This window comes from Kribbella jiaozuonensis, from assembly GCF_005233875.1.
Classification (GTDB): Bacteria; Actinomycetota; Actinomycetes; order Propionibacteriales; family Kribbellaceae; genus Kribbella; species Kribbella jiaozuonensis.
The window spans coordinates 565760-583974 of sequence record NZ_SZPZ01000002.1 but is presented as its reverse complement, the minus strand read 5'-3'; the positions used below and the strand labels follow the sequence as shown (position 1 = coordinate 583974).

14 protein-coding genes are annotated in these 18215 nt (G+C 68.8%); 3 read left to right on the top strand and 11 right to left on the bottom strand.

Annotated features, from left to right (window positions below; all coding sequences use genetic code 11):
* Window positions 1–10 precede the first annotated feature (10 nt).
* The 9 genes from ftsW to mraZ all read right to left on the bottom strand — a co-directional run bounded on the left by ftsW (window position 11) and on the right by mraZ (window position 11239).
* Window positions 11–1261 (bottom strand): putative lipid II flippase FtsW, encoded by a 1251-nt coding sequence (gene ftsW / locus FDA38_RS14350; protein ID WP_137254532.1) that lies wholly within the window; start codon window positions 1259–1261, stop codon window positions 11–13.
* Between the two features lie 15 nt (window positions 1262–1276).
* On the bottom strand, window positions 1277–2713 hold the full coding sequence (gene murD / locus FDA38_RS14345; protein ID WP_137254531.1) for a UDP-N-acetylmuramoyl-L-alanine--D-glutamate ligase: 1437 nt from the start codon (window positions 2711–2713) through the stop codon (window positions 1277–1279).
* Entirely contained in the window at window positions 2710–3792 is a 1083-nt protein-coding gene (gene mraY / locus FDA38_RS14340) for a phospho-N-acetylmuramoyl-pentapeptide-transferase (RefSeq protein WP_137254530.1), read from the bottom strand. Before mraY ends, murD begins: the two co-directional genes overlap by 4 nt.
* On the bottom strand, window positions 3789–5180 hold the full coding sequence (locus FDA38_RS14335; protein ID WP_137254529.1) for a UDP-N-acetylmuramoyl-tripeptide--D-alanyl-D-alanine ligase: 1392 nt from the start codon (window positions 5178–5180) through the stop codon (window positions 3789–3791). Before FDA38_RS14335 ends, mraY begins: the two co-directional genes overlap by 4 nt.
* Window positions 5177–6760, bottom strand: a complete 1584-nt coding sequence (locus FDA38_RS14330) for a UDP-N-acetylmuramoyl-L-alanyl-D-glutamate--2,6-diaminopimelate ligase (protein ID WP_170989738.1) — start codon at window positions 6758–6760, stop codon at window positions 5177–5179. The genes FDA38_RS14335 and FDA38_RS14330 overlap by 4 nt, the downstream gene beginning before the upstream one ends.
* Window positions 6760–8493 (bottom strand): peptidoglycan D,D-transpeptidase FtsI family protein, encoded by a 1734-nt coding sequence (locus FDA38_RS14325; protein ID WP_233714714.1) that lies wholly within the window; start codon window positions 8491–8493, stop codon window positions 6760–6762. The genes FDA38_RS14330 and FDA38_RS14325 overlap by 1 nt, the downstream gene beginning before the upstream one ends.
* Window positions 8494–8977: 484 nt before the next feature.
* On the bottom strand, window positions 8978–9616 hold the full coding sequence (locus FDA38_RS14320) for a hypothetical protein (protein ID WP_233714713.1): 639 nt from the start codon (window positions 9614–9616) through the stop codon (window positions 8978–8980).
* Window positions 9616–10581, bottom strand: a complete 966-nt coding sequence (rsmH, locus tag FDA38_RS14315) for a 16S rRNA (cytosine(1402)-N(4))-methyltransferase RsmH (RefSeq protein WP_137254526.1) — start codon at window positions 10579–10581, stop codon at window positions 9616–9618. The genes FDA38_RS14320 and rsmH overlap by 1 nt, the downstream gene beginning before the upstream one ends.
* Window positions 10582–10807: 226 nt before the next feature.
* The gene (gene mraZ / locus FDA38_RS14310) at window positions 10808–11239 is read right to left on the bottom strand and encodes a division/cell wall cluster transcriptional repressor MraZ (RefSeq protein WP_130446673.1); all 432 of its coding nucleotides are present in this window, start codon (window positions 11237–11239) and stop codon (window positions 10808–10810) included.
* A gap of 598 nt (window positions 11240–11837) precedes the next feature.
* Between mraZ and FDA38_RS14305 the strand changes: the two genes are divergently transcribed.
* From FDA38_RS14305 to FDA38_RS14295, 3 genes are read left to right on the top strand one after another with little or no spacing between them, the layout of a single operon-like run.
* Window positions 11838–12743, top strand: coding sequence for an AAA family ATPase (locus FDA38_RS14305; RefSeq protein ID WP_233714799.1), 906 nt, complete (start codon window positions 11838–11840; stop codon window positions 12741–12743).
* Window positions 12744–12746: 3 nt separating this feature from the next.
* Window positions 12747–14033, top strand: coding sequence for a DUF58 domain-containing protein (locus FDA38_RS14300; RefSeq protein WP_137254525.1), 1287 nt, complete (start codon window positions 12747–12749; stop codon window positions 14031–14033).
* Window positions 14030–16387, top strand: a complete 2358-nt coding sequence (locus tag FDA38_RS14295) for a transglutaminase family protein (protein ID WP_137254524.1) — start codon at window positions 14030–14032, stop codon at window positions 16385–16387. Before FDA38_RS14300 ends, FDA38_RS14295 begins: the two co-directional genes overlap by 4 nt.
* Window positions 16388–16724: 337 nt before the next feature.
* On the opposite strand, the gene FDA38_RS14290 is transcribed toward FDA38_RS14295, so the two are convergent.
* Window positions 16725–17141: a DUF3040 domain-containing protein gene (locus tag FDA38_RS14290; protein ID WP_233714712.1), complete on the bottom strand. Its 417-nt coding sequence runs from the start codon at window positions 17139–17141 to the stop codon at window positions 16725–16727.
* Window positions 17142–17384: 243 nt separating this feature from the next.
* The gene (locus tag FDA38_RS14285) at window positions 17385–18131 is read right to left on the bottom strand and encodes a methyltransferase domain-containing protein (protein WP_137254523.1); all 747 of its coding nucleotides are present in this window, start codon (window positions 18129–18131) and stop codon (window positions 17385–17387) included.
* Window positions 18132–18215: the final 84 nt, after the last annotated feature.

Here is an 18215-nt window from a genome sequence, read left to right as displayed (position 1 = left end):
TCCCGCGGGTTCACTTGTGTTGCGGCGTACGCCGCGAAGGCAGCCACCCGAACCGGGGCCGCCTGGTCTCTTTCAGGGCGGCCTGCGCGCCGGGCTCGGCCTTCGCGAAGGACAGCAGCATGCCGATCGCGATCAGCGTCGGCAGCAGTGCGGAACCACCGTACGACAAAAGCGGGAGCGGGATACCCACGATGGGTAGCAGTCCGATCACGGCGCCCAGGTTGACGAGGGTCTGGGCCATGATCCAGATGGTGATCCCGGCTGCCGCATAGCGGACGAACGGCTCGGTGTTCCGGGTCGCGATCCGCACCCCGGCGTACGCCAGGGTGAGGAACAGAGCAAGTACGGTGAGCGACCCGACCAGGCCGAGCTCCTCGCCGATCACCGAGAAGATGAAGTCGGTGTGCGCCTCCGGCAGGTTGCTCCACTTCTGCCGGCTGTTGCCGATTCCGACGCCCCACCAGCCGCCGGTCGAGAGTGCGTAGAACGAGTGGTACGCCTGCCAGCCGACACCCATCGGGTCCGAGAACGGGTCCAGGAACGACGTGACCCGCTGCATCCGGTACTTCTCCGCGTTGACGAAGTACGTCGCCACCGCACCGACCACGACGATCGTCGCGACGAACAACCGGGTCGGTGCGCCGACGATCCAGATCATGCCGATCATGACGGCCATCAGCACCAGCGCCGTACCGAGGTCGTGCTGCCCGACCACCAGCGCGATCACCAGACCGCAGACCGGCACCATCGGGACCAGCAGATGCTTCCACTGGGTGAGCAGTTTCTCCTTGCGGGCATACAGATCCGCGCACCACATCACCATCGCCAGCTTGGCGAACTCACTCGGCTGGATCTGCAGCGGACCGCCGAGGTTCAGCCAGTTGGTGTTGCCGTTCACGCCGACGCCGAGGCCGGGGATGTAGGTCAGCACGAGCAGGAAGATCGAGCCGAGCAGGGCGACGTACGCGAGCATCCGGAAGTGCCGTGGCGTCATCCGCGAGGCGACGTACGCCATCGGCAGGCCGACCACGACCCAGATCAGCTGACGGACGAAGATCGTGTAGCTGTTCCCGTTGACGCGCAGCGACAGCACACTCGATGCCGACAGCACCATCATCAGCCCGAGCACGAGCAGCAGACCGGTCGCGCCAAGGACGATGTGGTACGACGTCAGCGGCCGGTCGAGCACGTCCCGGATCGCCGCGACCCAGGCCCGCTCGCTGTTCTTCCTGCCCTCGGGCTGATCCGCGATCGAGGTCACGCGATCACCTCCGGGTCAGACGTCGAGCGCGCGTACGGCTTCGGTGAAGGCGTCCCCACGGGCTCCGTAGTTGGCGAACATGTCCCAGGATGCGCAGCCAGGCGCGAGCAGCACGGTGTCACCCACCTGTGCGAGCTTCGCCGCCTCCCCCACCACGATCTGCATAGCTCCAGTGTCTGTTGCCTCGACGACGATCCTCGGGACATCTGGTGCGTGTCGCTGGAGTGCTTCGACGATCACCTGCTTGTCCTGGCCCATCAGGACGACGGCACGCAACCGCTCGCGGGCCGCGATCACCAGCTCGTCGAACGTCGCGCCCTTGGCCTGACCGCCGGCGATCCACACCACGTGCTCGTACGCGAGCAACGAGGCCTGCGCCGCGTGCGGGTTGGTTGCCTTCGAGTCGTCGACATAGTTGACCCCGGCAACCTCCGCGACGTGCGCGATCCGGTGCTTGTCCGGCCGGAACCCGCGCAGCCCGTCGCGGATCGCGGTCGCCGGTACGCCGAACGCCCGTGCCAACGCGGCTGCGGCCAGCGCGTTCGCGATGTTGTGCGGCGCGGCCGGTGTGACGTCGGAGATCATCGCCAGCTCGAGCGCGGAAGATGCCCGCTGCTCGACGAACGCCCGGTCCACCAGCAGGTCGTCGACGATCCCGAGCATCGACAGTCCCGGCGTACCGAGGGTGAAGCCGATCGCGCGGCAGCCCTCGATCACGTCCGCGTCCATCACCAGCTGCTCGGTCGCCTCGTCGGCGACGTTGTAGACGCACGCGATCTGGCAGTTCTCGTAGATGCGGCCCTTGTCCTTGGCGTACGCCTCGAGCGAGCCGTGCCAGTCGACGTGATCGGGTGCGATGTTCAGTACGGCGGCCGAGTGCGCCGACATCGAGTGCGTGTAGTGCAACTGGTAGCTGGACAGCTCGACCGCGATCACGTCGTACGGCTCGGGGTCCATCACGGCCTCGAGCAGCGGCAGCCCGACGTTGCCCGCGGCAACGGTCCGGAGACCGGCGGCCTGCAGCATCGCGGTCAGCATCTGCACCGTCGTGGTCTTGCCGTTGGTGCCGGTGATGCACAGCCACGGCGCGGCGTTGGCCGGGTCGCGCAGACGCCAGGCGAGCTCGATCTCGCTCCAGATCGGTACGTCGCGCTCGGCGGCCTGCGCCAGCAACGGCGTGTGCGGCGGTACGCCGGGAGACGTGACGACGACGTCGACGTCCTTCGGCAGCTCCGTCGTACTGCCCGGGCCGAGCGTGATCGTGGCGCCGAGCGTCTCCAGGATCACGGCCTTCTCGCGCAACGCCTCGTTGTCGCGATCATCGAGTACGACGAGGTGCTCGGCGCCGGCCTGGATCAGCGAGTCGGCGCAGGCGTAGCCCGCCGTACCGAAGCCGAGTACGACGAACCGCGTCGTCGCCCAGCCGTCGTCGGTCCTTGTCTCGAGACTCATCCGGTCACCCATTCCGCGTAGAAGACCCCGAGACCGATCACCACACACAGGCCCTGGATGATCCAGAACCGGATCACGACGTTGACCTGTTCCCAGCCGAGCATCTCGAAGTGATGCTGCAGCGGCGCCATCCGGAAGAGCCGTTTCCCGACTCCCGCCGTACGTTTTGTCACCTTGAAGTAGCCGACCTGCAGGATCACCGAGGCGGTGATGATGACGAACAGCCCGCCGAGCAGCAGCACGAGCAGCTCGGTCCGGGTCATCACCGCGAGACCGGCCAGCGCACCACCGAGTGACAGCGAACCCGTGTCACCCATGAAGATCTTGGCCGGCGACGCGTTCCACCACAGGAAGCCGAACAGCGCACCGGTCAAACAGGCTGCGACCACAGCCAGGTCGTGCGGATCTCGAACCTCGTAGCACTTGGCGCCGACGCCCTGCGCAGTCGCACAGCTCTGGTTGAACTGCCAGATGCAGATCAGCGTGTAGGCGCCGAACACCATCATCGACGCGCCGGTGGCGAGACCGTCCAGGCCGTCGGCGAGGTTGACGCCGTTCGACATACCGGCGATCAGCAGCAGGATCCAGATGATCACCAGGATGGCCGGCAGCTCCAGCCAGCCGATGTCGCGGATGAACGAGATGAACGGCGAGGCCGGCTTCTGTCCGCGGTCGTCGGGGAACTGCAGCGCGAGCACCGCGAAGATCACCGCGACCATCGTCTGGCCGGCGAGTTTCGCCTTGCTGCGCAGGCCGAGGCTGCGCTGCCGGAAGATCTTGATGAAGTCGTCCAGGAAGCCGACCGCGCCCATCCCGGCCATCAGGAACAGGACGAGCAGCGCCGACGCGGTCGGAGCGGTCATCGTGAAGACCTTCGCCGCGAAGTACCCGACGATCGTGGCCAGGATGAAGACGGTGCCGCCCATCGTCGGCGTACCGCGCTTGGTGTGGTGCGAGGTCGGGCCGTCGTCGCGGATCTCCTGACCGTAACCGCGCTTGGACAACAGGGCGATCGCCCAGCGGGTACCGATCAGCGTCAGCACCATCGCGACGGCGCCACCGAACAGGATCGAGATCACTGCAGGTCCTCCAGCAATGCGTCAGCGAGGCTGCGCAGTTTCGAGCCCTTAGAAGACTTCACCAGTACGACGTCCCCCGCGCGCAGCTCGGACCTGAGCAGGTCGAGCGCTTCCGGGATCGTGTCGACGAACACGGACTCGTTGCCCCACGAGCCTTCCAGCGAGGCGCCGAGATGGATCGGTTTCGCACCCTCGCCGACCACGACCAGCCGGTTCACATCCAGGCGGACGACGAGCCGACCGATCGCGTCGTGCTCGTCGGCGGAGGTGTCGCCGAGCTCGAGCATCTCGCCGAGCACCGCCCAGGTCCGCGCGCCGCGCGACCGGCCGATGGCCACCAGCGACTTCAGCGCCGCGCGGGTCGAGTCCGGATTGGCGTTGAACGCGTCGTTGATGATCGTCACGCCGTCCGCCCGCTCGGTCAGCTCCATCCGCGCCGCGGACACCCGGGTGGCCGCGTTCAGGCCGTGGGTGATCTGGTCCGGCGTCAGACCGATCGCGTGACCGACCGCCGCAGCAGCCAGCGCGTTCGACACGTAGTGCTCACCGATGAACTGCAGCTGCACGTCGCCGCTGAAGTTCCCGAGGTGCAGGGCGAACGCGGGCCGTCCCTCCGCGTCGAGCTTCACGCCCTCCGCGCGGATGTCGGCCTCGGCCGCCTCGCCGAAGGTCAGCACGCGTGCCTGGGTCCGGCTCCGCATCGCGGCGACCCGGTGGTCGTCGGCGTTCAGGATCGCGATGCCGTCCGCCGGCACCGCCTCGATCAGCTCGCCCTTCGCGATCGCGATGTTGTCCTGCGATCCGAACTCGCCGATGTGCGAGGTGCCGACGTTCAGCACCAGGCCGATGTCCGGCGCGGTGATCCCGGTCAGGTAGGCGATATCACCCTGGTGCCGCGTGCCCATCTCGGCGATCAGGTACTTCGTCGTCGTGGTCGCCTGCAGCGCGGTGAGCGGATGCCCGATCTCGTTGTTGAACGAGCCCTCCGGCGACACGGTCTCGCCGTACGGCCGGATGACCTGGGCGATCAGGTCCTTGGTGCTGGTCTTGCCGGAGGAACCGGTGAGGGCGATGACCTTCAGGTCCGGCAGTTTGCCGACCACGAGCCGGGCCAGATCGCCGAGCGCCCGCTGCGAGTCGTCGACGACGATGCACGGGCTCCCCTCGATCGGCCGGGTGGTCAGCGCGGCCGTGACGCCTGCCGCGGTCGCCGTACCGACGTAGTCGTGCCCGTCGACGCGCTCACCGGGCAGGGCGACGAACAGCCCGCCCGGCTCGGCGGCTCGCGAATCGATCACCACCGCGCCGTCGACGACGGCCGTGGGCTCGACACCCACGAGCTCGCCGCGGACGGCGTCGGCGATCTCGCCGCAACTGACAGGGATCACCGGTCTGCCTCCAACAGGTCACGCACGGTTTCACGGTCGTCGAACGGGTGGATCACACCGCCGACGTCCTGGCCGGTCTCATGGCCCTTCCCGAGTACGACGACGGTGTCGCCCGGGCCGGCCAGCTCGATCGCGGCGGCGATGGCCTGTCGGCGGTCGCCGATCTCGTGCAGGTCGACTGCCGGAACCGCCTCCCGCGCACCCTGCACGGCGGCGGCCCGGATCGACGCCGGGTCCTCGCTGCGCGGGTTGTCGTCGGTCACGATCACCACGTCCGCAGTACGGGCAGCGGCCGCGCCCATCGCCGGGCGCTTCCACGGGTCGCGGTCACCGCCGCAGCCGACGACGGCGAACAACCGGCCCTTGGTCGCGCCACGCGCCGCCTTCAGCGCCAGCTCGACCGCGTCCGGGGTGTGCGCGTAGTCGACGATCACGGCCAGGCCGTCCTCGCGGGTGAACAGCTCCATCCGCCCGGGCACGGTCGCCGTACGCAGACCGGCCGCGATCGCGTCGGCGGGTACGCCGGCCTGTCGCAGCATCACGGTCGCCAGCAGCGCGTTGGCGATGTTGAACTCGCCCGGCAGCGCGATCTCCAGCGTCAGCGTCTCGTCCGGCCCTTGAACGTCGAACACCGTGGTCCCGTGCTCGGACTGATGCCGGTTGGCCACGGTCCAGTCGGCGTCGCTCTTGGTCGACACAGTCACGAGCGGTACGACGGTCTGTGCCGCCAGCCTGCGCCCGTACTCGTCGTCGATGGTCACCACGGCTACATCACACCGCTCCGGGGTGAACAACGAGGCCTTCGCCTGGAAGTAGTCCTCGAACGTCTTGTGGAAGTCCAGATGGTCCTGTGTGAGGTTGGTGAACCCCGCGACCGCGAATCGAGCGCCGTCGACGCGTCCCAGCGCCAGCGCGTGGCTGGACACCTCCATCGCGCACCACGCGACCGCCCGCTCCCGCATCACCGCGAACAACGCCTGCAGGTCGGTGGCCTCCGGAGTGGTCCGGACGCTCTTCACGACCTCATCGCCAACACGCGTTTGAATCGTGCCGATCAACGCTGCTGGACCGAGCCCCCGCAGTACTGCGTCCAGTAGGAAGCTGGTTGTCGTCTTGCCGTTGGTCCCCGTGACCCCGAGCAACCGCAGCTCACTGGTCGGATCGCCGTAGACCCGGGACGCGACCGCGCCGAGGACGCTGCGCGGGTTGTCGACGACCAGCACCGGCAGGGCGGTCGCAGCGGCACGGTCGGCGCCGGCGGGGTCGGTCAGTACCGCGACGGCGCCGGATTGCTGGGCTTTCGCGACGTACTCGGCGCCGTGCGTGACCGCACCGGGCAGAGCGGCGTACAGGTCGCCGGGGAGGACGGAGCGCGAGTCGAGAGTGACGCCGGTAACGGCTACCGGCGACTCTGCCGGAAGCTGTGTGTGGGCGACGCTCGCGAGGTCGGCGAGGCTGACCGGCACGACGTGCCGTGGCCTGATCGCTGCGACCGCGCCGCCTGCGGCGGTAGGGGTGGACACGGGCCCTGAGGCTACCGCTCCGGACCCTGTGACTCCTACCTGACCCTGCGTCACCATCACCAAGTGATCGGGACGTTGGGCTGCTTTGCTCCGGTCGGCGGGACAACGTACTTCTGCAGCGCGTAGCTCATCACGTCTCGGAACACCGGTCCTCCTTGCAGGCCACCACCCCGAACACCGTCACTCGGGTCGTGCAGTACGACGTAAGTAACGAAGCGCGGGTTGTCGGCCGGAGCAAATCCGGCAAAAGAAGTCGCCCACTTGCGGTAGCAACTACAGGCCGAGTCGACCTCCTGCGCGGTACCGGTCTTGCCTGCGACCAGGTAACCGTCGATCGCCGCCTGCGGTGCGGTGCCCTTCTTCGCGGTCACCGCCTCCATCATCGTGGCGACCTCCTTGGCGGCCTTCTCGCTCACCACCCGGTGCGGCGCCGCGGTCTGGTTCGGGACCACGGTGCCGTTCGCGTCGACGTAGTTGCGGACCAGCTTCGGCGGCACGTAGACGCCGCCGTTGGCGACCGTGTTCACCGCGGCCGTCATCTGCACCGCGTTCACCGACAGGCCCTGGCCGAACGCGACGTTCGACCGGGTGATCTCCGGCCACTCGTCGCCGTCCATCAGCTTGCCGTTGCTCTCGCCCGGGAAGTCCAGGCCGGTCGGCTGGCCGAACCCGAAGTCGTGCAGGTACTTCACGAACTGCGGGATCCGCATCTGCTGCGCGGCCATGATCGTGCCGACGTTCGACGACTTCGCGACCACGCCGGCGATGGTCAGGTTCATCGGGCCGTGGTCCCAGTGGTCCTTGATCGTGCGGCGCTGGACTTCGATGCTGCCGGGCACCCGGAGCTTGGTGTTCAGGTCGATCAGGCCGGCGTCGGCGAGGGCGGCCATCGTCGCCACCTTCTGCACGCTGCCGGGCTCGTAGGTGCGCTCCAGCGCGGGGTTGTTCAGGTCGCTGGGCTTGTACGGCTTGTTCGGGTCGAAGGTCGGATAGTTCGCCATCGCCATGACCTCGCCGGACTTCACGTCCATCACGATCACAGTGCCGGAGCTGGCCTTGTACTGCTTGACCGCCTGCTCGATCCGCTTCTCCGCGAAGAACTGCAGATCGGTGTCCAGGGTCAGCTGTACGCCGACGCCGGGCTTCGGCTCCTCGACCGTGTGGTTCGCGTTCGGGATCTTGTTGCCCTTGGTGTCGACCTCGTACATCGCGCGGCCGTCGTGGCCGGAGAGCTTGTCGTTCAGGCCGTACTCGAGCCCGGACAGTCCCTTGCCGTCGGCACCGGTCACGCCGACCACGGTCGCGGCGATGCTGCCGTTCGGGTGGCTGCGGATCGGGTCGTCCTCGGTGTACAGGCCGGCGAGGAGCGGGGCAGCCTGGTCCTGTGGTTTGCCCTTGTTCTGTTGGGCGATGGTCGCGTTGGCCGTCTTGATCTCGGCCTGGATCGCGCTCCACGTCGTCGGCGGGACCTGGTGCGCGAGGTACGCGAACCGGCCCTTGCCGGTCATCGCGGCGACCAGCTTGCCGTACGTCGTACCCGTGACCTTCGGGGCGAGGATCGAGGCGAGCTGCTGCGCGACGGGCTTGGTCTGGGTCGGGTCGGCGGTGATCGCTACTGCGTCCTCGGAGACCGCGAGCTCGACGCCGTTGCGATCGGTGATGGCGCCACGGGTCGCGTGCAGGATGAACGGCTTGGTGTTCTCCCGGGTCGCGGCCTGGGCGTAGCTGTCCGGGTCCACCCCTTGCAGCAGCACCAGCCGCCCGGCGAACAGCGACAACACAAACGCCATCACCCCGAACGTAACCCGCAACCGCACCGCCGGCCGCCCCAACCGCAACATCCGAGGCGCCTTCCGCACCTTCCGCTTCCTAGGCCTCGGCTGAGGCCGATTCTGCGGAGGCCGCTTCCTGGCTGGCGCCTTCTTAGCGGTCGCCTTCTTGGCCGCTGCTTTCTTCGCCGGGGCCTTCCGCTCCGCCCCGTCCGGTCGACGGCGCGGCACCGGGCGACCGGCGGCCGCCTTCTTGCGCGGGGCCGCGCCCTCGGGAGCTGGGCGGCGTCGCCCCTCACTCGAAGGCCGACGCACAGCGCCGCTCTCCTCCTGGGCTTGACGGAGGAGTCTTTCGCGGGTGGATTCGGGGCGGGGTGGGCTGGTTCGGGCACTGTCTGTAGTGGAGGGACGACGGGGTTGAGCCTTGCGGGGCGGGTTGTTGGTCCGGCCCGGTGTTGCGCCGCGTTTGCGTGGCGGCTCGTTTCCCCGTCGATCCGTCATCCGATCATCCCCGTGTGGTCGTAGCAGGCTTCTTCGTCGTGACCGGCGGCTTGGTCGTCCCGGTCGGCGGCTTCGTCGTACCCGTCGGAGGCTTGGTGGTCCCGGTCGGCGGCTTGGTGGTGCCCGTCGGCGGCTTCACCGGCGTGGTCGGCTTCACCGGCGTCTTCGTGGTCGGCTTCACCACGGGCGGCTTGGTAGCAGTGCCGGTCGGAGTGCCCGGCCCGAACATCGCCGTACCGGTCCCGGCCTTGCCCTCCGCCGGCACACCCAGCACCCGGCCATCGGACAGCCGCAGGAACACCGGGTTCGGGTTCGGCACCATGCCCATCCGCAGCGCCCGGTCGGACAGGTTCTGCGGCGACTCCAGCGTGCGGACCTGCTTCTCCAGCAGCTCCTGTTGGTCGCGCAGCTGATCCGCCTGGCTGCTCAGCTTGGTCACCTCGAACGTCCCGCTCTGCAGCTGCGTGTTCAGCAGCAACAGCCCGACCAGTCCGGCAGCCAGCAGCGACACCACGAAGATGACGAACGGCATCCGCGGCGGCCGGAACGGCGCGCCGTACACCACTCGCAGCCGCGGCTCGGACCGCTTCTTCGCAGGGACCGGCGTCACCCGCGCCTTCTGCGGGCTGAAGACAGTACTCATCAGGCCACCAGTCCCTTCTCCCGGATTCGTGTCGCCGCCCGCACCCGGGCGGACGCCGCGCGCGGGTTCGCCGCGACCTCTTCCTCGGTCGGGCGCTCGGCGCCGCGGGTCAGCAGTTTCAGATACGGCTCATGCCCGGCCGGGATCACCGGCAGGTCGTCAGGTACGTCGGTCTTCGTGCCGGCCGCGAACGCCTGCTTGGTGATCCGGTCCTCGAGCGAGTGGTAGCTCATCACCACGATCCGCCCGTGCAACGCCAGCGCCTGGAGCGCAGCGGGCAACGCACGACGCAGTACGTCGAGCTCGCCGTTGACCTCGATCCGCAGCGCCTGGAACGTCCGCTTCGCGGGGTGTCCCCCTGTACGCCGGGCCGCCTGCGGGATCGCATTCCGCACCAGCTCGGACAGCCGGGCGCTGTTCGTGAACGGCTCGGTCTCCCGCTCCCGCACGATCCGGTCCGCGATCCGGCGGGCGAACTTCTCCTCGCCGTACTGGAACAGGATCCGGGCCAGGTCGGCCGCGCTGTACGTGTTGACGATGTCGGCCGCCGTGGTCGGGCCGGTCGAGTCCATCCGCATGTCCAGCGGCGCGTCCTGCGCGTACGCGAACCCGCGGTCGGCCTCGTCCAGCTGCATCGACGAGACACCGAGGTCGAACAGGATCCCGTCGATCGCCGGCACGCCGAGATCCGCGAGCGCCCGCGGCAGCTCGTCGTACACGGCGTGGACGAGCGTGATCCGGTCCTCGTACGGCGCGAGCCGCTCACCGGCCAGCTCCAACGCAGCCGGGTCCCGGTCGAAGCCGATCAGCCGTACGTCGGGGAACTGCCGCAGGAACGCCTCGGAATGCCCACCGAGGCCGAGAGTGGCGTCGACGAAGACAGCGCCGGGATGCGCGAGTGCCGGCGCCAGCAGCGCGACCACGCGCTCCAGCATCACCGGCACATGCCGCTCCGCAGCGTTCATCCTCGACCCTTCCCGTCACACCCGTGCACTGTGGGAGCGACCCTGCCCCCGCAGGTCTTGTGTGGTACGTAGACAGCACCGTCCGGTCAGATCGCGGGTACGCCTCCCGGGGAAGTACCTGCTGGTCTTGGCGCCGGGGAAGTGGCGCCAACACTGCAGGTCGGAAGTCGGACCCGTGATCTCACCGGACGGTCGGTGTGTCCTCGCACTCTGTTCAGCTGTGCCTCTAGAAGATGCCTGGCAGCACTTCCTCGGAGAGGTCGGCGAACGCCTGCTCCTGCTCCGCGGAGTACCGGTTCCAGTTCTCCGTGTTCCAGATCTCCACCCGGTTCATCGCCCCGATGACGACGCAGTCGCGATCCAGTGACGCGTAATCGCGCAGCATCGGTGGGATGGTGACCCGGCCCTGCTTGTCCGGCATCTCGTTCGAAGCGCCGGCGAACAACATCCGTAGGTAGTCCCGCGCACCCTTGTTGGTGATCGGAGCCTGCTTCAACTGCTCGGTCAGCTGGACGAACTCACGCTCCGGCCACACGGACAGCGATCGCTCCTGCCCACGTGTGATCACCAGACCGTCGGCCAGCTCGTCGCGGAACTTCGCCGGCAGGAACAGCCGGCCCTTGTCGTCGAGCTTGGGGAAGTGAGTTCCGAGGAACACGCTCCACCTCCCCGTTGCGGACTCTCCGACTCAGGCGAGTGTTTCCACCACTTCAGTTCCACTGCGCTCCACCTTACTCCACTTTCCACCACCGTCAACCAACTTCCGCCCCATTCCGCCCCGGCGCCGCGTGAATCCGCGCCTCGATTCCCGCGTGTCGCTGCCGGCTCAACCGTTTCGCCCTCCCCATCGCTCCACTTGCTTCCTCCACTTCGCTCCACCGGGTTCCTCCACCCCGCTCCACACGTCGCTCCACCGGGTCCGCGATGAACCATTCGGACCCGATCTGCGTGAACCTTCCGGGCGATCGGAACGTCGTACGCCGCACGCACTGCTTTTGCCGCCCGTACGCTTGGAGGGACGTCAGCTCTGCACAAGACAGACCGACCCGCCGTGAGGGCGTGCGCCGATGAACACCGAAACGCCAGGTAACGAAACCCCCGCCGCTCTAGGCCCGACCCCTACAGCGGGTGAGAATGTGTCGGCAGTCAACGAATGGGGAGGACACAGAGTGAGCACCACCGCGACCAGCTCGCCGCTGGCAGGAGCCGGGGACTTCGACGAGCTGTCCGAGGTGGCGGGCCGCGTCCGCCGGGCCATGGAGCAGGTGATCGAGGGCAAACCCGACGTGGTCGAGGTCGCCATCACCGTGCTGCTGGCCGAGGGACATCTACTGATCGAGGACGTGCCGGGCGTCGGCAAGACGATGCTGGCGAAGGCGCTGGCGAAGTCGATCGACTGCACCGTGCGCCGGATCCAGTTCACGCCGGACCTGCTGCCGTCGGACATCACCGGCGTCTCCGTCTTCAACCAGGAGATCCGCGACTTCGAGTTCAAGCCCGGCGCGGTGTTCGCGAACATCGTCGTCGGCGACGAGATCAACCGTGCCTCGCCGAAGACCCAGGCCGCGCTGCTGGAGTCGATGGAGGAGCGCCAGGTCACCGTCGACACCACGACGTACCACCTGGACGCGCCGTTCATGGTCATCGCGACGCAGAACCCGATCGAGATGGAAGGCACCTACCCGCTCCCCGAGGCGCAGCGCGACCGGTTCATGGCCCGCGTCTCGATGGGCTACCCGGAGCCGGCCGCCGAGCTGCGGATGCTCGACGGGCACGCGGCCGACGACCCGCTGCTGAGCCTGCAACCCGTCACCGACGGCCAGCAGATCCTGCGGCTGGTGAAGACGGTGCAGTCCGTGCACGTGTCCGAAGGCGTGAAGGAGTACGCCGTCGCCCTGGTCGGCGCGACCCGGCGGTCGCAGGAGCTCCGGCTCGGCGCCAGCCCGCGGTCGACGCTGCACCTGATCCGGGCGGCGCGTGCGGCGGCAGCGCTCGACGCACGTGAGTTCGTACTGCCGGACGACATCCAGGAGCTCGCGGTGCCGGTCCTCGCGCACCGGGTGCTTCCAGCGGCTGAGGCGCATCTCGGTGGGCGCGGTGCAGCCGACATCATCTCCGGGTTGGTGTCCAGCGTGGCCCTCCCCCGCACCCGCCGGGACTGAGACATGCGGCAGGCACTGCGCGGACTGACCACCAGAGGGCGGGCGTTCGTCGCGGCCGGTATCACCGCATCGCTGTGCGCGCTGCTGCTCGGCCAGAAGGACCTGCTGCGCGTCGGCATCCTGCTGGCGGCGTTGCCGGTCGTGGCAGCCCTGGTCGTCGGCCGGACGCGGCTGCGGCTGCAGGTACGGCGCAGCCTTGCGCCGGACCAGGTCCCCGTGGGGACGCAGGCGACCGTGGAGCTGACCCTGAGCAACCAGGGCCGGATGCCCGCGGGCCTGCTGCTGCTCGAGGACCGTATTCCTTACGTACTGGGGCACCGGCCGCGGTTCGTCGTCGACCGGGTCAGCCCGAACTGGCGTCGTACGGTCACGTATCCGGTGAAGTCCGACGTACGCGGGTTGTTCCAGGTCGGGCCGTTGATGCTGACGGTGGCCGACCCGTTCGGGCTGGTGGAGACCAGCCGGACGTTCACCCGCAGCCAGCATCTGCTGGTCACGCCGCGGGTCTATCGGCTGCCCGAGATCCGTCTCGGTGCGGACCGGGCCGGCTCGGGCGAGAACCGGCCGCGGGCGATCGCCTCTGCTGGTGAAGAGGATGCGACGGTCCGCGAGTACCGCGACGGCGACGACCTGCGCCGGGTGCACTGGCGGTCGACCGCTCGGCGCGGTGAGCTGATGGTGCGCCGCGAGGAGCAGCCGTGGCAGAGCCGGTGCGCATTGTTCTTGGACGCGCGGACGATCTCTCACCACGGGCACGGCCCGTCGTCCAGCCTGGAGTGGGCGGTCAGCGCGGCCGCGTCGGCCGGGATCGACCGGATCAGGCGCGGGTACGTCACCACGATGCTCGGCGGGCCGACCACGCTGAACGCCATCACCCACCGGACCTCCGCGTCGGTGCACCAACCACTCAACCAGCAGCAGCTGCTGACCGAGTGCGCGACTGTCGAGGAGCACAAGTACGCCGAGATCGGTCCGCTGCTGACCGTCGACCGGCACGCGCAGGAGCCGAGCCTGGTGATCGCGATCCTCGGCGCCTGCAGCACCGATGACGTCATCGCCCTGAACCGCTGGCGGACCAGCCAGGCGACCGGAGTCGTCCTGCTGCTGGACGCCGCGAGCTGGGCGGTCGGCGCCGAGGCGACCGAGAAGGCGACCCGGTTGACCGCCGCCACAGACGCCACCGAGAACGAACTACGCCGCAACGGCTGGCGAGTAGCCAGAGTCCGCCGCGGCGACCACCTCCCCACCGTGTGGTCCGGCCTCGGACTACGGAGCGGAAGGATCGCATGACCGGTCACGCGAGGATTTCGATTGCTGCTTGGGGAGCGACTGTTCTCGGGTCGCTCGTGCTGACGCCGGTGTTCTCCGGGCCGTTCCTGTTCATCAGCGCGTTCCTGTGCGCGGTGGTGACGGGGATCGGGGTTCTGTTGCAGAACCTGCGGACTCCGCGGATCGTCGTACCGATCGTTCAGCTGTTCGCGCTGGTGGAGCTGCTGTCGCTGTTCTTCCTGCACGGGACGATGAAGTTCGGGCTGATCCCGTGGAAGGCGACCGCGCTCGAGTTCAACTCGCAGATGGTCGACGCGATGGACTCGATCAACCGATTCAGTGCGCCGCTGCCGCAGGACTCGCATCTGACCTTGTTCGCGGTTTCGGTGATCACGGCGACCGGGCTGCTGATCCACATCATCGCCGTACAGCTGCGGCAGGCCGCGTGGTCGGGCTTGCTGCTGCTGATCATGTACACGGTGCCGGCCGCGACCGTGCACGGCGGTCTGCCGGCGTTGCTGTTCATCCCGCCGGCGATCGGCTACATCGTCCTGCTGTCCGCGGAAGGCCGCAGCCGGCTCAGCCGCTGGGGCCGCCGGATCTCGGGCGTCTCGCATCTCGACGCGGCCGAGCCCGTCGAGGCGTCGGCGCTCGGCCAGGCCGGTCGCCGGATCGGGCTGACCGTGGTCGCGATCGCCGCGCTGCTGCCCGCGTTGCTGCCTGCCCTCCCGGAAGGTGTCATCGGCAACGGTCTGGCCGGCGGCGGCACCGGCAACGGGCTCGGGGCGTCGATCTCGTCGACCGACCCGATGCTCGACATGGGCAAGAACCTGAAGCGTGGCGACAACGTCGTCGCGCTCACCTACAAGGGCGGTCCGTCCGGCGGCACGTACCTGCGGCTGACCGCGCTCGATCTCTTCGACGGCAACACCTGGCGGATCTCGCAGCGCGACTCGCCGCACAAGATCAGCGGTGACCTGACCGCGCCGCCCGGCTACACCGGTGATCTCTCCAAGCTCCCGCAGACCAACATGGAGATCGACGTCACCCGGACGTTCCGCTCGCAGTTCGCCCCGGTCCCGTACCCGTTGCACTCGATCTCGCTGAAGCGCGACTGGCAGTACGACGCGGAAGCGCTGGACGTGGTCTCGTCGAACGGGTCGATCGTCGCCGGCAAGAAGTACAAGCTGTCGTCGTACGACCTGCAGCCGACGCCGCAGCAGCTGCACGACTCGATCACCACGAGTGCCCCGGACCAGTACACGTCGGCGGTGCCGCAGAAGACGCCGAACGACATCAGGCAGAAGACGTTCGAGGTCGTCGCGCCGGCCGGTGACAACAAGTTCGAGGCCGCGGTGCTGATCCAGAACTGGTTCCGCAGCGGCGACTTCACCTACAGCACCGCGAACGCCAAGGGCAGCGGGATGGCCGCGCTCGAGGACTTCCTGCTGAAGAACAAGACCGGGTACTGCGAGCAGTTCGCGACCGGGATGGCGCTGATGGCCCGGATCATCGGGATCCCGTCCCGGGTCGGCATCGGCTTCCTGCCCGGACAGGCCGGCAAGGACGGCGAGTTCACCGTCCGGATGCACGACATGCACGCCTGGCCGGAGCTGTACTTCCAGGGCATCGGCTGGGTCCGGTTCGAGCCGACGCCGTCCGCCCGCGTCTCGAGTACGCCGAACTGGACCGTCCCCGCGACCGGGGACCCGACCAGCCCGACGACCGCGCCGACCAGCCTGCCGAGCACTCCCGGCGCCGGCGAGACCCCGGGGATCGACAAGCCGCGGCACGACCCGAACCTGCCGGACCAGAGCTCGGTCGGGATCGTTGACTCCGGCAACTGGTTCACCAACGGCGGCGCTCAGGTGATCGCCGGGATCCTCGGCGTCGGTCTGCTGCTGTGCATCCCCTGGATGATCCGCGCGGCGACCCGACGGCGGCGCTTCCTGCGACCGCCGGGACGGGCCGGCGCCGAGGGGTTGTGGGCGGAGATCCGCGACACGGCTCGAGATCTGGGGCTGGACTGGTCCGACATCTCCACGCCGAGGCAGACCGGTCAGTGGCTGGTCACGAAGCTCCCTGACGAAACGCATCCGGCGGCGCGCAAGCTGGCACGTGGGATCGAGGCGCTCCGGTACGCCGGGGACGCGGATCCCGAGCTGGACCTGCGCCCGGAGGCGTCCGCCGTACGCAAGGCGCTGTGGGCCCAAGCCCCACGCCGTCGCCGCTGGCGGGCGCGCATGCTGCCGCCGTCCTGGCGCTGGTACCTGAGCCGAGGCAGCACAGAGGCCTCCGACCTCCTCGACGAGTTCGACCTGCTACTGGCCCGCCTACGCTCGCTGGTCCTCCCCAAACGCCCCCACACCAACTAGCTGGGGGCGGTTGGGCCGGGCCGAAGGTGGCCTGGCCGCCTCAGCTTGCTCGGCGCGGGCTCGGCGGCCAGCCGCCACATCAGCTCGGCGCGGCCTCGGCCGGCCAGCCGCCGCATCGGCTCGGCGCGGGCTCGGGGGCCAGCCGCCGCATCAGCTCGGCGCGGGTGAAGGCGAGCGCACCTCAGCCGGCCCGCCGTGGCCCCGCAGGTACCGCTTCACAAGCTGTGCGCGCGCCTACGCACCCGCCCCCGGCAAACGCATCCCCACCCGACGCGACCCCAGACAAACCACCACACCCGTGCCGCCTAGGGCACGGGTGTGGAGGGAAGTGTGTGGGTTAGAGGTCCTCGTCGCGGCGCCGGCGCCAGCGGTCTTCCATGCGCTCCATGAAGCTGCCGGACGAGTCGTGCTTGGTCCGGTGGCGTTTGGTCGGCGGCGGCGGTGGGATGTCGTCGGACTCCCCCGCGTTGCTGATCCGCTTCATGCTCAGCGCGGCGATATACAGGCACGCGACCATCATCACGAAGCCGATGACGCCGATGATGGTGTTGGGGATGATCGCACCGGTCATCAGTACTGCGATGCCCAGCACAAATCCAACGCCGGCAAGCACTGCCCGCCGCTTGTAGTACAAGCGCACATTGGTTCCCCGCATGGCGGAAACGAACTTCGGGTCTTCCGCAGCGAGGGCGCGTTCGAGCTGCTCGAACTGGCGCTGCTCTTCTTCCGAGAGGGGCACCGTCGATCCCTCCATGATGAGCGCGATCTCGATAGGCCGCCTTCAGTCTAGGCCGCGCGTGGCTGACACGAAACCCTGACCGGCTGTCCAGCGCGTCACGGTCCGGCAACTGCCCCGGCAGAACAGGTCCCAAACCCGTGTATTCCGGCGTGTCGCTCACAGCCGGTTCACAGCGATCACCCCGTGACCGTGACTCAGGTAGCCCGCCCGTCACCCTCCGTCGCAGTCGGCGGTATGGCGGAGGCCGCCGAACGGGACTCAGCGGGTCGCGAGAATGTGCAGCTGGGTAGCCAGCGCGCGGAACGCCGGGTGCTGACTCGCGGCGCGCTCGAGCTCGGCCAGCGAGTCCGCGGCACCCGGCTCGGAGTCGACGAACGCGGCCGGTACGAGGTCGGCGAACGTCCGTACGCCGTGCACCGTGTGCACCATGAACCCGGCATCGGCGAGCTGCGCCGTGATCCCGGCCTCGTCGAACCGTCGCGGCATCGGATCGGTCGCACCCCAGCGTCCGTCCGGGTCCTGCAGCGCGATCCGCGCCTCGGCCAGATGACCCGCGAGCGCTCGAGCCAGTACGACCGCGTTGCGCTGGGCAACGAGCAGACTCAGTACGCCGCCCTCCCGCAGCACCGACGCCATCGCCTGCAGCGCCTGCACCGGGTCGTCGACGACCTCGAGGACGCCATGGCACAGGACGGCGTCCGCGCTCGACTCCCCCGCCAGCCCGGGGAGCTCCGCCGCGTCGCCCTGGACGCCACGGACCAGCTTGCTCACGCCTTCGTCACTGGCCCGTCGCTCCAGCGACGCCAACGCGTCCGGGCTCGGGTCGACGACCGTCACGCGATGCCCCTCGACCGCCAGCGGAACCGCGAACCCGCCAGTGCCGCCGCCGAGGTCGACGATGTCCAGCCCGCCGCCCGGATCGGTCCGGCTGCGGCCTGCCAACGCAACGCGCAAGGCCTCGCCCACCAACGCCGTACGCACGCTCCGCCGTCGCCGATCCACCATCAAACCTCCAGCCAGTCCCCCATCAGCACCGCCGCGCCACACCCTACTTCCACCCCAACCCGTGGGCCCGTGCCCGGGTCACGG